The following is a 12,986-nucleotide window of genomic DNA, read 5'->3' on the forward strand; positions in this document are numbered from 1 at the left end:
GTCAAACCCGCTCGATAGCCAAAGCCAGGCCTTGGCCGACGCCCACACACATGGTCGCCAAGCCCTTGCGCCCACCGCTCTTCTCCAGCTGGTGAAGCGCAGTCAGCACCAGGCGCGCGCCGCTCATGCCCAGCGGGTGGCCCAGGGCAATCGCGCCGCCGTTGGGGTTCACCTGCGGCGCATCGTCGGCCACACCCAACTCACGCAGCACCGCCAGGCCTTGGCTGGCAAAGGCTTCGTTGAGCTCGATCACATCGAAATCGGTTACTGCCACACCCAGACGCTCGGTCAACTTGCGCACCGCTGGCACCGGGCCGATGCCCATGACACGCGGGGCAACACCGGCGCTGGCCATGCCCAGTACGCGGGCACGTGGGGTCAGGCCGTGTTTCTTCACTGCCTCGGCCGAGGCCAGGATCAGTGCCGCAGCGCCATCGTTGACGCCCGAGGCGTTGCCCGCGGTGACGGTCTTGTCCGGGCCGTTGACCGGCTTGAGCTTGGTCAGCGCTTCGAGAGTGGTCTCAGGACGCAGGTGTTCGTCACGCTCAACGATGGTTTCGCCTTTCTTGTGAGCGATACGCACGGGCACGATCTCTTCAGCGAAGAAACCGGCAGCCTGGGCCGCAGCAGCCTTCTGCTGGCTGCGCAGGGCAAAGACGTCCTGGTCAGCGCGGGACACCTGGTAGTCGTCAGCCACGTTGTCGGCGGTTTCCGGCATGGCGTCGACACCGTACTGGCTCTTCATCAACGGGTTGATGAAACGCCAGCCGATGGTGGTGTCTTCCAGCTTCATGTTGCGCGAGTAACCGCTTTCGGCCTTGCCCATGACGAACGGCGCACGCGACATCGACTCGACGCCGCCGGCAATCACAAACTCCATTTCACCGCTGGCAATGGCGCGGAAAGCAGTACCGATGGCATCCATGCCCGAAGCGCACAGGCGGTTCAGGGTCACGCCCGGGACGCTCTCTGGCAGGCCAGCCAGCAGCAGAGCCATGCGCGCGACGTTGCGGTTGTCTTCACCGGCCTGGTTGGCGCAGCCGAAGAACACTTCGTCGAGCTGGTCCCACTGTACCGACGGGTTGCGTTCGATCAGCGCCTTAAGTGGAACGGCTGCCAGGTCGTCGGCACGCACGCCGGCCAAGGCGCCGCCGAAGCGGCCGATCGGGGTGCGGATGGCGTCACAGATAAATACTTCACGCATCAGGCTTCTCCTGCCAGGGGTGCTACGTTGAGCCCAGATTAAGGAGACTGAGGGGTCGCTTACAATTCGATAATCGACTAAACGTGCGGTTATCGAACAAAATGTTACCCTGCTATCCATCTCCGATGACGGGGCCGCCGTGCGGCCCCGCCTGATCAGGTCGCGTCGGCGTGGCTCACCAGCCCCTTGACGACCACGCCCACCGTCGCCAGCGCCGCCGGCACCAGCAAGGCGGTCAGAACCTGCTCGAAGTTCCAGCCCAGGCCCAGCAGCGTGGCTCCGCTCCAGGCCCCGAGGATTGCGCCGAAGCGGCCGATGCCCAGCATCCACGATACGCCTGTGGCGCGACCTTGGGTCGGGTAGAAGCGTGCAGCCAGCGATGGCATGGCCGACTGCGCACCGTTGACACACATGCCGGCCACCAGCACCAGGGTGGCGAGCACGGTGATGTTGCCCAGGCTCAGGCCCACGGCGTAGGCAAACACCCCGGCCAGCAGGTAGAAGATGCCAATGACCTTGTGCGGGTTGAAACGGTCCATGGCCCAGCCTACCCCCACGGCGCTGAGCACACCGCCGAACTGGAACAGCGCACCGATGAACGCGGCCTGTTCCATGCTGGCGCCGCTGTCGCGCATCAATGTCGGCAGCCAGCTGGTCAGCAGGTAGACGATCACCAGGCCCATGAAGTAGGTCAGCCACAGCAGCACCGTGCCCAGGCCGTAGGTACCCGAGAAGATCACCGCAAACACATTGCGCGCAGCCACGGCCTTCTGCTCCGGTACGCTGAAGCTGGCCGCCTGTGCCACCACCGCCGGCGCGATCGGTGACAAGGTCTTGCGCACCTTGTCGTTACCGCGGTTGCGCACCACCAGGAAGCGCGCTGATTCCGGCAACCAGATCATCAGCACTACGGCCAGCAGCAACGGCAGCACGCCACCGATCACCAGCAGGCTGTGCCAGCCATAGGCCGGGATCATCTTCGCGGAGATGAATCCACCACCGGCCATGCCCAGGTTGAAGCCGCAGAACATACTGGTCACCAGCAGCGACTTGAGGCGTTCCGGGGTATATTCGGACAGCAGCGTGGTGGCATTGGGCATCCCCGCCCCCAGCCCCAGGCCCGTCAGGAAGCGCAGCACCAGCAGTTGGTCAACGTTGCCGGCATAGGCCGAGGCCAGGCTGAAACCACCGAACACCAGCACCGCACCGACCAGCACGCCCTTGCGCCCGAAACGATCGGCCAGCGGCCCGGAGCCCAGGGCACCGAACACCATGCCGATCAACGCGGCACTCATCACCGGACCGAGGCTGGCACGGTCGATGCCCCACTCCTGCGACAAGGCAGGCGCGATAAAGCCCATGGCCGCAGTATCGAGGCCATCGAGGAAAACGATCAGGAAGCAGAGGATCACCACGCGCCACTGATAGCGCGACAGCGGTTGTTCATTGATGAACGACTGGACGTCGAGATTATTCCCGACAGAGTGAGGTTGGTTCATTGTTGTTATCCAGAAAGGGGGCACGGTCGGCCACTGCACTTGGGTCAAGAGCACAGGGCTTGAATATCGAATAAGTGCGGCCTGAATCAGCCTGGATACAACGGTACTGCGAACGGGTGCGGCCGCGGCAGTCGAGTGACAGTGGTCATGGGATGCGCCTCTTGTGTTTTTCTTGTATCGGTCGGCATAGCCGACCGTTGCGAGAGACATTAATCAGCGATGGCGGGTGGCGCAATTCACCCGGAGCGACACTGTGCGTTTATCGAACAGGAAACAGTGTCGCCAACACCGTCAACCGAACAACTGGTGACAAAGGTCGCGGCTGGCCGCCAGCAGAATCGGCAGAAAGCGCTGCTCAAGCTCGCTGCGCGTCACCCGCCCGACATGGGTGCTCACGTTCAGCGCCGCCAGCACCTGCCCGGACGCATCATAGATAGGCACGGCGATCGAGCGCAGTCCCTGTTCCAGTTCCTGATCGACCACGCACCAGCCCTGCTCCCGCACCTGCTGGATGCAGGCGAACAACGACTCGGGGTCGTTCAGGGTTCGGCTGGTGCGCGCCTTGAGGTCGGCGCGGTCGAGATATTCGCGCAGGCTGGTGTCGTCCATCGCCGCCAGCAGGATGCGGCCCATGGACGTGCAATAGGCCGGCAACCGCCCACCAACCGAAAGGTCGACCGAAATCAGCCGCTCCACCGTGGCCGAACGGGCTATATAAAGGATGTCGTCGCCTTCGAGGGTGGCCATGTTGGCAGCCTCGTGCAACTGGTCGCTGATGCGGTCCAGATAGGGCTGGGCCGACACCGCCAGCGGCGTCGACGACAGGTAGGCATGGCCCAGGGTCAGCACCTTCGGCAACAGCGAATAGGTGCGCCCGTCAGTGGTGGCGTAACCGAGCTTGATCAGCGTGTGCAGGCAACGGCGCACGGCAGCCCTGGGGATTTCGGTGCGATGGCTGATCTGAGCGATGGTCAGGTGGCGCTTGCGCTCCTGGAAGGCCTGGATCACCGCCAGGCCACGCGCCAGGGAGGTCATGAAGTCAGGGTCACCGGTAAATGCCTGAATACGCTTGGCCGGCGAGGCCACGATCGGCGGTGCCAGTGCGGGTGCGCTCGGGCGTATCGCCTCCGGGTTGGCAGATTCGTTGGCCGTGGTTTCGTCGTTCATCGCTCACCTCAAAAAATCGCTGGCTCGTGCGATTATCGAACGAACGGCCGATAATCGCAATTGACCGCCGACAAATTTACTTATACCTTTCTCCTGCCACATGTGGCTTCTTTGGAGAGACTGGTCAGGTACCCACCGTAGAAGTCCCCAGGCAACGGCCTCGCCTCGTGCGGGGCCGTTTTATTTCCGCCTTGGGGTAAAAAGGCAGTGAACTCTTCCCGGAGCTGTTTGCTCAAAGTTTGTACAGGCCGCTGTGGCCTTGAAACTTTGCACGCTATTACATAAATATCCCTGTTTGACGATTTACCGATTGCTATAATCGATTCCGCTGGCCCGGATCGACACTCCGGCAATGGAATACTGGCCCGGCTTTCATCCGCCAACCAGCACGTCGTGCATGGGCAACTTGCACCTGCACGCAACATCAGCCACTTCTACTCATTCAGGTATTACTGTGACGAAAGATGAACTGCGCGCGGAACTCGAGCGCCAGGCAGAACGTTACAAGGAAGTTTACGGTGGTGAAGTCACTACCTATGCGGCGCAACCGGAACCGGAACGCAAGCCTTGGCGCAAACGCGCCACCGTTCAGGACCAGGCCTTCAGCCAGGAACTGGAAAAAATGGAAAAGGAACTGCGCAACGAGCAGCCCTGAGCTGCCTGTTGCACTGTCATCACGTCGCGGGCCAGGCGCCCTCGATGCGGCCGATCTTTACCGAATGGCCGAGGATGAAATGGAATTACACAAATTTCATACAACCGTTTGAAGTGTCACCGCACCAAGATTTTTCCGGAAATTTAACGAATTTTTCGCGATTTCTTGATTATTAACGGAACTTTTTCCGCCAGATCACGTAACCTGCCGGGCTAAGAGGGTGCTCACATAGCTGCCATCGGTCAGCTGTGGGTGCATCGATTGCCAAGGTTTTCTGGCATAATCCCGCCCCCCTATGACCGCCAGACAACCTTCATGATCGATTTATTCAGCGGACTGGATGCCTGGGTATTGGTGAGCCTGCTGCTCGCCCTGACCTTCGTGCTCGCATTCGAGTTCATCAATGGCTTTCATGACACCGCAAACGCGGTAGCCACCGTCATCTATACCAAAGCCATGCCACCACACCTGGCCGTGTTCTTCTCCGGGGTGTTCAACTTCCTCGGCGTTCTGCTCGGTGGTGTCGGGGTGGCCTACGCCATCGTGCACCTGCTGCCGGTCGAACTGCTGATCAATGTGAATACCGGGCATGGCCTGGCCATGGTCTTCTCGTTGCTGGCCGCGGCCATCACCTGGAACCTCGGCACCTGGTACTTCGGCATTCCCGCTTCCAGCTCGCACACCCTGATCGGCTCGATCCTCGGCGTGGGCCTGGCCAACGCTTTGATCAACGACATCCCGCTGGGCGATGGCGTCAACTGGCAGAAGGCGATCGACATCGCCATGTCGCTGGTGGTCTCGCCAATTGCCGGCTTCGCTGTCGCCGCACTGGTGCTGGTCGGCCTGAAATGGTGGCGCCCGCTGTCGAAGATGCACAAGACCCCGGACCAGCGCCGCAAGCTCGACGACAAAAAGCACCCACCGTTCTGGAACCGTCTGGTCCTGGTGATCTCGGCCATGGGCGTGAGCTTCGTACACGGCTCCAACGATGGCCAGAAAGGTATCGGCCTGATCATGCTGGTGCTGATCGGTATCGTCCCGGCCAAGTTTGTCCTCGACCTGAACAGCACCACCTACCAGATCGAGCGCACCCGCGACGCCACCCTGCACATGAGCCAGTTCTACCAGCGCAACGCCGCCACCCTGGGCGAGTTCCTGGCACTGGGCAAGGCCAAGTCGACCGACCTGCCGGAGCAGTTCAGCTGCAACCCGCAGCAGACCGAACCGACCATCGCCGCCCTGCAATCCTCGCTGCAAGGCGTGACCGATTACCACGCGCTGGATGCCGAGAAGCGTGTCGAAGTGCGCCGCTACCTGCTGTGCCTGGACGACACCGCGAAGAAGGTCGGCAAGCTGCCTGGCCTGGACGCCCGTGAAAAGGCCGACCTCGAGAAGCTGCGCAAGGACCTGACCGCTACCACCGAATACGCCCCGTTCTGGGTGATCGTGGCCGTCGCCCTGGCCCTGGGCCTGGGCACCATGGTTGGCTGGAAGCGTGTGGTACTGACCGTCGGCGAGAAGATCGGCAAGCAGGGCATGACCTATGCCCAAGGCATGTCGGCACAGATCACCGCGGCCTGCGCCATCGGCATGGCCAACGTGTTCGCCCTGCCGGTATCGACCACCCACGTGCTGTCGTCCGGCGTTGCCGGCACCATGGTCGCCAACAAGAGCGGCCTTCAAGGCGGCACCGTGAAGACCATCCTGCTGGCCTGGGTACTGACCCTGCCGGCCTCGATGGGCCTGGCGGCCGGCCTGTTCTGGCTGGCGTCCAAGGCACTGGCCTGAGCGATCCCGCTGCACTGAAAAAGGCGCCCCAGGGCGCCTTTTTCGTGGGTGCTTACCTTTTCTTGCCACCCAGCAACGACCCCATCAACCCACGCACCAGCTGCCGCCCCAACTGATTGGCCGCCTGGCGCACTGCCGACTTGATCGCCTGTCCCGCTGCACTCTGCAGAAACTCGCCTGCCTTGTCGGTGAAACTCTCTTCGTCCGCCTTTGGCACTGGCGTCGGCTCCACTGGCTCTCCTTTGCGCTGGGTCAGCATTTCATACGCCGACTCCCGGTCGATCGCCTTGTCATACCGCCCCAGTAAAGGCGAAGTCGCTATCAACGCACTGCGCTCAGCCGTACTCAGCGGCCCGATCCGCGATTGCGGTGGTGCGATCAGCACCCGCTGGACCATCGCCGGCGTGCCCTTGTCTTCCAGGGTGCCGACCAATGCCTCGCCGATCCCCAGCTCGGTCAGCACCGCCAGGCTGTCAAATGCCGGGTTCGGGCGGAAGCCATCCGCCACGGCCCTGAGCGACTTTTGCTCTTTGGCGGTGAACGCGCGCAGGCCGTGCTGGATACGCAAGCCCAATTGGGCCAATACGCTATCTGGCAGATCGCCCGGCGACTGGGTGACGAAATACACGCCAACCCCCTTGGAACGGATCAGCCGTACCACCTGCTCAAGGCGGTCCTGCAGTGCTTTGGGCGTGCCGTTGAACAACAGATGCGCCTCATCGAAGAACAGCGCCAGTACCGGCTTGTCGGCATCACCGCGCTCCGGCAGCTGCTCGAACAGCTCGGCCAGCAGCCACAGCAGGAATGTTGCGTACACCTTCGGTGCCTCATGCACCAGCCGGCTGGCGTCCAGCAGGTGGATACGCCCACGGACATCGGCATCTGGCTGCAACAGGTCCTCCAGCTGCAGCGCTGGTTCGCCAAACAACGCCTCGGCGCCCTGCTGCTCCAGGGTTGCCAGCCGGCGCAGCAAGGCCTGGGTCGAGCCAGTGGTCATCAACGCACTGTCTTCACCCAGCAGCTGCGGGTTGTCCTTCAGGTGCGCCAACAAGGCCTTGAGGTCTTTTAGATCAAGCAGCAGCAAGCCTTCTCGATCCGCCACCTTGTACGCCGCATACAGCGCGGCCTGCTGGCTGTCGGTCAACTCCAGCAGGTTGCCGAGCAGCAACGGGCCCATTTCGCTGAGCGTGGTACGCAAAGGGTGGCCGGACTGGCCCGCCACATCCCAGAGCGTTACCGGATAGGCTTTTGGAGTGTGTCCCAGCCAAGGCATGCCAGCGATCCGCTCGGCCACCTTGCCTTGTGGCGCACCTGCCGCACCCAGGCCGCACAGGTCGCCTTTGACATCTGCCGCGAACACCGCCACCCCAGCATCGCTGAACACTTCCGCCAGGTGCTGCAGGGTCACGGTCTTGCCGGTGCCGGTAGCCCCGGCGACCAAGCCGTGGCGATTGGCGAGGCGCATGGCTTGCTGAACGGGTTGCCCACCCGGGTCTGCGCCTACAACTATGGTCGATGTTTCTGACATCTCTTTAATCCCCCGCTCAAGCTTTAGCTTAATTCGGCCGATACCTTTGGGTGATATTCGCCTTAATAGACAGGAGCAACCGAAAAAGGACTTTTCGGGATGTTGCACTGTTTGCAGCGACACCGTGCGAACGCCCGATAAAAACCTTAGCGGAACCGATTACGCCATGAACAAAAACCTGCGTTTCAGCCACAAGATCCTTCTGGCTGCGTCATTGATCGTGATACTCGCCTTCAGCCTGTTCACCCTTTACAACGATTACCTCCAGCGTAATGCGATCCGCGAGAATCTGGACAATTATCTGGCTGAAATGGGCGAATCCACTTCGACCAACATCCGCAACCTGTTCGATGGCCGTATCAAGCTGGTGGAAAACCTGGCGCAGAACATTGCCCAGCAACCGGCCAACGCCGAAACACTGATGGGCCAGAATGCCCTGATCTCGAGTTTCCTCACCGTCTACCTGGGCAAGGTCGATGGTGGTTTCAGCGTGCGTCCGGACTCCAAGATGCCTGATGGCTACGACCCGCGTACCCGCCCCTGGTACAAGGACGGCATGAACGCCCAGGGTGCGATTCTCACCGAGCCCTACATCGACCTGACCACCAACAAAATGGTCATCGGCATCCTCAGCAAGGTTTCCGCCAGTGTTGGCGTGGTCGGTGGCGACCTGGCCCTCGATGGCCTGGTGCAGATCATCAACTCGCTGAACTTTGGCGGCATGGGTTATGCCTTCCTGGTCAACGACCAGGGCAAGATCCTGGTCCACCCGGACAAAGAACTGGTCATGAAGTCGCTGTCGGATCTGTTCCCGCAGCAAACGCCGAAACTGTCCGGCGAACTGACCGAAGTCGACGCCAACGGCCAGGCTCGCCTGCTGACCTTCACCCCGATCAAGGGCCTGCCCTCGGCCAACTGGTACATCGGCCTGTCGGTGGACAAGGACAAGGCCTTTGCCATGCTCAGCACCTTCCGCACCTCGGCGGTGATCGCCACCCTGGTGGCGGTGGTGATCATCATCGGCCTGCTCGGCCTGCTGATCCGCGTGCTGATGCAGCCGCTGCACACCATGACCCGCGCCATGGAAGACATCGCCGAAGGTGAAGGCGACCTGACCAAGCGCCTGAGCATCCACAACCACGACGAGTTCGGCATTCTCGGCAAGGCCTTCAACCGCTTCGTCGAACGTATCCACGGCTCGATCCGCGAAGTGTCGTCGGCGACCGAGCAGGTCAACGAAGTGGCCCTGCGCGTGATCAGCGCCTCGAATTCGTCGATGGCCAATTCCGACGAGCAATCCAACCGCACCAACAGTGTCGCTGCGGCCATCAACGAGCTCGGCGCCGCCGCCCAGGAAATCGCCGGCAATGCCGCCCAGGCTTCGCAGCACGCCAGCTCCGCGCGCCTGCTGGCCGAGGAAGGCCAACAGGTGGTGGAGCGCAACATCGCCGCGATGAACCGCCTGTCCGACCTGATTGTCACCTCGAGCGCGCACATCGAGACGCTCAACAGCAAGACCGTGAACATCGGCCAGATCCTCGAAGTGATCACCAGCATTTCCCAGCAGACCAACCTGCTGGCGCTCAATGCCGCGATCGAAGCGGCCCGCGCCGGCGAGGCCGGGCGTGGTTTTGCCGTGGTCGCCGACGAGGTCCGCAACCTGGCGCATCGCACCCAGGAGTCGGCGCAGCAGGTGCAGACCATGATCGAAGAGCTGCAGGTAGGAGCCCGCGAGTCGGTCGACACCATGGGCCAGAGTCAGCGCCACAGCCAGGACAGCATGCAGATCGCCAACCAGGCCGGCGAACGCCTGGACAGCGTGACCGTGCGCATCGGCGAGATCGACGGCATGAACCAGTCGGTGGCCACCGCCACCGAAGAGCAGACCGCCGTGGTCGACTCGATCAACATGGACATCAACGAGATCAACATGCTCAACCAGGAAGGTGTCGAGAACCTGCAGGCTACCTTGCGCGCCTGCTCGGACTTGGAGCAGCAGGCCACCCGCCTCAAGCACCTGGTCGGCAGCTTCCGCATCTGACCGTCAGACCGCGTCGCCTGCTTCGCGCCTGAAGCCGCTTCTACAGGATTGTGGAAATCCCTGTGGGAGCAGCTTCAGCCGCGCAGAATCCAGCACTGCCCTCCCACCCAACCCGATCGAACAAACTATCCTTCAGAAAGGTCAACCTTTAGGCGCGTCATCGCCAGATGACACACCCGAAGACGATCCCGGAGGGATGCTGATCGTGCACATCGCCGACATCACCATGTTCTACGCCCCGGCCAGCGGCGGCGTGCGGACTTACCTCGACGCCAAACACCATCGCCTCGACGCGCTTCCAGGCGTGCGCCACAGCCTCCTGATCCCCGGCCCCAGCGCCAGCCATGCCGATGGCATCTACCAGGTCCCCGCACCGCCCCTGCCGTTCGGCAAAGGCTACCGTTTCCCGGTGCGCCTGGCACCGTGGTGCAACGTGCTGCGCCGCCTCAAGCCCGACCTGATCGAAGTCGGCGACCCCTATCTCACGGCCTGGGCGGCGCTGGAAGCCCGGCGCAAGCTCGACGTGCCGGTGATCGGCTTCTACCACTCCGACCTGCCGCTGCTGGTGAGCAATCGCATGGGCAACTGGTTCACGCCCAATGTCGAGGCCTATGTCAGCAAGTTGTATGGCAATTTCGACCGGGTACTGGCGCCCAGCCTGGTGATGGCCGACAAGCTGCGCCGCCTGGGTGTACGTGACGTGCATGTGCAGCGCCTGGGTGTCGACCTGCAGACCTTCCATCCTGACCATCGCGACCCGCATCTGCGCGCCCAGCTGGGCATTGCCGATACCAGCCGCCTGCTTATCTATGCCGGGCGCGGTTCACGGGAAAAGAACTTGCCGGTGCTGCTCGAATGCATGAAACACCTCGGGCAGCCCTATCACCTGTTGCTGGTTGGTTCCAACATGCCAGCCAGCGTGCCCGAGAACGTCAGCGTCATCGACCAGTTCCGCCCGCCGCAGGAAGTCGCCCGCCTGATGGCCAGCGCCGACCTGCTGGTGCACGCCGGCGATCAGGAAACCTTCGGCCTGGTCATCCTCGAAGCCATGGCCAGCGCCACCCCAGTGGTCGCGGTACGCGCCGGGGCCTTCGGCGAGATCGTCAACGAACATTGCGGGCGCCTGTGCCGGGCAAACGATGGCCAGGCCATGGCCCTGGCCGTACGCGAAGCGTTCGAAGCAGGAGTGCGCAAGCTCGGCGCCCAGGCCCGCCTGCATGTGGAGCAGCACTATTCGTGGGACAACGTGGTGGCTGGCCTGCTGCTGCACTACCAGGCCGTACTCGGCCACCGACCCCAGGTACGCGCCCATGGCTGAGCCCGCAGGGGTCTCGGGCAGCCTGATGCTGGTGCTGCACGATATCGCGCCCGAAACCTGGCCTGACTACCAGCCGTTCGTGCAGGCCGTGGACGAAATGGGCAATGTGCCGATGACCTGGCTGGTGGTGCCAGACTTTCATCACCGCAACCCGCTGACCCGCTCACCAACCTTCTGCCGCCTGCTCGAGCGACGCCTGACCCGGGGTGACGAACTGGCGTTGCACGGCTTCTACCATGCCGACGACGGACCCACGCCGCGCAGCCTCGGCGAATACTTCATGCGGCGTATCTACACCCACGAAGGCGAGTTCTATGCCCTTGACCAGGCGCAAGCCCTGCAGCGCCTGGAACAAGGCCTGGCCCTGTTCGCCGGGCAAGGCTGGCCGGTGGCCGGTTTCGTCGCTCCGGGGTGGTTGATGAGCCAAGGCACCCGGCAGGCCCTGAGCCAACTGCCGCTGCGCTACACCAGCACGCCCCAGCACCTGTATCGCTTGCCGGACTTCACCGCATTCGAGGCGCCGGGGCTGGTATGGAGCGCACGCAGCGCGTGGCGCCGGGGGCTGTCGAGGGTGGTCTGCGACTGGCAGTGCCGGCACTGGCGCACAGCTGAAACCCTGCGTCTTGGCTTGCACCCGGTAGACATGCGTCACCGCTCGGCGCGCAACTACTGGTTGCGCACCCTCGACAACCTGCTACTGCAAGGCCGTGAGCCGCTGACCAAGTCGGCCTGGCTGGAGCGCCAGGTGATCGCATGAACCGCTTCGGCTGGCTGGCCCTGACACTGGCTGGCGCCTTGCTGGTGCCGGCGCTGCTCGGCGGCAACGAACTGCTGCCCAGGCTGGCGACATTCGACACCAGGCTGTTGCTGAGCCTGCTCGGCATGATTCTGCTGTGCTGGGTGATCAATACCATGCGCCTGCGCCTGCTGCTCGGCGAGCAGGCGACACAGCTTGGCCGTGTGCGCAGCCTCGGCGTGGTGATGGCCACCGAGTTCGCGATCTGTACCACACCTGGCGGCAGCGGCGGCCCGATCACCCTCATGGCCCTGCTCGCCCGTGACCGCATCGGCCCGGCCCGCAGTGGTGCGGTATTTGCCATGGATCAGTTGAACGACCTGCTGTTCTTCTTCTGCGCGATGCTGGCGATTGCCGGTTATGCCCTGTTCCACAGCCTGGGGCGCAGCCAACAAAGCATGTTGTTGGGCAGCGCTTTGCTGCTGTGCGCTGCCCTGACCATGATCGTGGTACTGCTGCGTTATCGCCGGGCTGTGATGCGCTTCAACGGGCGACTGCTGCAACGCCTGGGCATGCCCGGCAAGCGCAAACGCCGCTGGGCCCGCAAGGTGCTGCATTTCATCGACGCCCTGGCACAGACCTGGCAGCTGCCCAAACGCACCCTGGCGTTGGTGTTCACCCTCACCTGCATGCACTGGAGCCTGCGCTACAGCGTGTTGTACCTGGTCCTGCAGGGCCTGGGGGTGGAGCTGTCGTGGATCCCGAGCTTCCTGGTGCAGATGCTGTCACTCAGCGCCGGGCAATTCAGCCTGCTGCCAGGTGGCGCCGGTGCCGCCGAGCTTACTTCGGCCAGCCTGCTGACGCCGCTGGTGGGCAGTTCGACAGCCGCAGCGGCGATCGTCATCTGGCGGGCGATCACTTACTACTTTTATCTGCTGGCGGGCGGGCCGGTGTTTGTCTGCTTGCTGGCGCGTCCGTTGCTGGAGCGCTGGCGGGGTCAGGCGGGTTGAGTTGGCGCCACAATTCGGCGGCATCGGGGAAGTCGGTGCC

General features: G+C 62.9%; 9 protein-coding genes and 2 pseudogenes. 7 read left to right on the forward strand and 4 right to left on the reverse strand.

What is annotated here, in order from left to right; genetic code table 11:
* Position 1: 1 nt before the first annotated feature.
* The 3 genes from pcaF to pcaR form a co-directional block, all read right to left on the reverse strand.
* Positions 2-1,207: a 3-oxoadipyl-CoA thiolase gene (pcaF, locus tag ACOKS3_RS23810; protein WP_181004564.1), complete on the reverse strand. Its 1,206-nt coding sequence runs from the start codon at positions 1,205-1,207 to the stop codon at positions 2-4.
* A gap of 152 nt (positions 1,208-1,359) precedes the next feature.
* Positions 1,360-2,703 (reverse strand): 4-hydroxybenzoate transporter PcaK, encoded by a 1,344-nt coding sequence (pcaK, locus tag ACOKS3_RS23815; RefSeq protein WP_422764179.1) that lies wholly within the window; start codon positions 2,701-2,703, stop codon positions 1,360-1,362.
* A 291-nt stretch (positions 2,704-2,994) separates the two neighbouring features.
* Positions 2,995-3,870: a pca regulon transcriptional regulator PcaR gene (gene pcaR / locus ACOKS3_RS23820; protein WP_181004539.1), complete on the reverse strand. Its 876-nt coding sequence runs from the start codon at positions 3,868-3,870 to the stop codon at positions 2,995-2,997.
* A gap of 454 nt (positions 3,871-4,324) precedes the next feature.
* Here pcaR and ACOKS3_RS23825 point away from each other — a divergent pair, with 454 nt between their 5' ends.
* Positions 4,325-4,525 carry a hypothetical protein gene (locus ACOKS3_RS23825; protein ID WP_103449311.1) on the forward strand — a complete coding sequence of 67 codons (201 nt, stop codon included), beginning with the start codon at positions 4,325-4,327 and terminating at the stop codon, positions 4,523-4,525.
* A 315-nt stretch (positions 4,526-4,840) separates the two neighbouring features.
* Complete coding sequence (locus ACOKS3_RS23830; RefSeq protein WP_079226693.1) at positions 4,841-6,313, forward strand: inorganic phosphate transporter; 1,473 nt, start codon at positions 4,841-4,843, stop codon at positions 6,311-6,313.
* 52 nt (positions 6,314-6,365) lie between these two features.
* Here ACOKS3_RS23830 and ACOKS3_RS23835 read toward each other — a convergent pair whose 3' ends face one another.
* Positions 6,366-7,841 carry a helicase HerA-like domain-containing protein gene (locus tag ACOKS3_RS23835; RefSeq protein WP_422764180.1) on the reverse strand — a complete coding sequence of 492 codons (1,476 nt, stop codon included), beginning with the start codon at positions 7,839-7,841 and terminating at the stop codon, positions 6,366-6,368.
* A 166-nt stretch (positions 7,842-8,007) separates the two neighbouring features.
* Here ACOKS3_RS23835 and ACOKS3_RS23840 point away from each other — a divergent pair.
* The 5 genes and pseudogenes from ACOKS3_RS23840 to ACOKS3_RS23860 form a co-directional block, all read left to right on the forward strand.
* Positions 8,008-9,024: pseudogene (locus ACOKS3_RS23840) on the forward strand (HAMP domain-containing protein); the annotation flags it as partial.
* A 261-nt stretch (positions 9,025-9,285) separates the two neighbouring features.
* Positions 9,286-9,882: pseudogene (locus ACOKS3_RS23845) on the forward strand (methyl-accepting chemotaxis protein); the annotation flags it as partial.
* A 196-nt stretch (positions 9,883-10,078) separates the two neighbouring features.
* Positions 10,079-11,200: a glycosyltransferase family 4 protein gene (locus ACOKS3_RS23850; protein WP_103466503.1), complete on the forward strand. Its 1,122-nt coding sequence runs from the start codon at positions 10,079-10,081 to the stop codon at positions 11,198-11,200.
* Positions 11,193-11,957: a DUF2334 domain-containing protein gene (locus ACOKS3_RS23855; protein ID WP_103449307.1), complete on the forward strand. Its 765-nt coding sequence runs from the start codon at positions 11,193-11,195 to the stop codon at positions 11,955-11,957. Before ACOKS3_RS23850 ends, ACOKS3_RS23855 begins: the two co-directional genes overlap by 8 nt.
* Complete coding sequence (locus ACOKS3_RS23860; protein WP_422764181.1) at positions 11,954-12,946, forward strand: lysylphosphatidylglycerol synthase transmembrane domain-containing protein; 993 nt, start codon at positions 11,954-11,956, stop codon at positions 12,944-12,946. Before ACOKS3_RS23855 ends, ACOKS3_RS23860 begins: the two co-directional genes overlap by 4 nt.
* Positions 12,947-12,986: the final 40 nt, after the last annotated feature.

Origin of the sequence: Pseudomonas sp. HS6-2 (assembly GCF_049325675.2) — a bacterium.
GTDB lineage: Bacteria > Pseudomonadota > Gammaproteobacteria > Pseudomonadales > Pseudomonadaceae > Aquipseudomonas > Aquipseudomonas putida_N.

Coding starts and splice junctions, on each gene's coding strand:
- pcaK (WP_422764179.1), bottom strand. CDS start 2,703: ATGAACCAACCTCACTCTGTCGGGAATAATCTCGACGTCCAGTCGTTC.
- pcaR (WP_181004539.1), bottom strand. CDS start 3,870: ATGAACGACGAAACCACGGCCAACGAATCTGCCAACCCGGAGGCGATA.
- ACOKS3_RS23830 (WP_079226693.1), top strand. CDS start 4,841: ATGATCGATTTATTCAGCGGACTGGATGCCTGGGTATTGGTGAGCCTG.
- ACOKS3_RS23835 (WP_422764180.1), bottom strand. CDS start 7,841: ATGTCAGAAACATCGACCATAGTTGTAGGCGCAGACCCGGGTGGGCAA.
- ACOKS3_RS23850 (WP_103466503.1), top strand. CDS start 10,079: ATGCTGATCGTGCACATCGCCGACATCACCATGTTCTACGCCCCGGCC.
- ACOKS3_RS23855 (WP_103449307.1), top strand. CDS start 11,193: ATGGCTGAGCCCGCAGGGGTCTCGGGCAGCCTGATGCTGGTGCTGCAC.
- ACOKS3_RS23860 (WP_422764181.1), top strand. CDS start 11,954: ATGAACCGCTTCGGCTGGCTGGCCCTGACACTGGCTGGCGCCTTGCTG.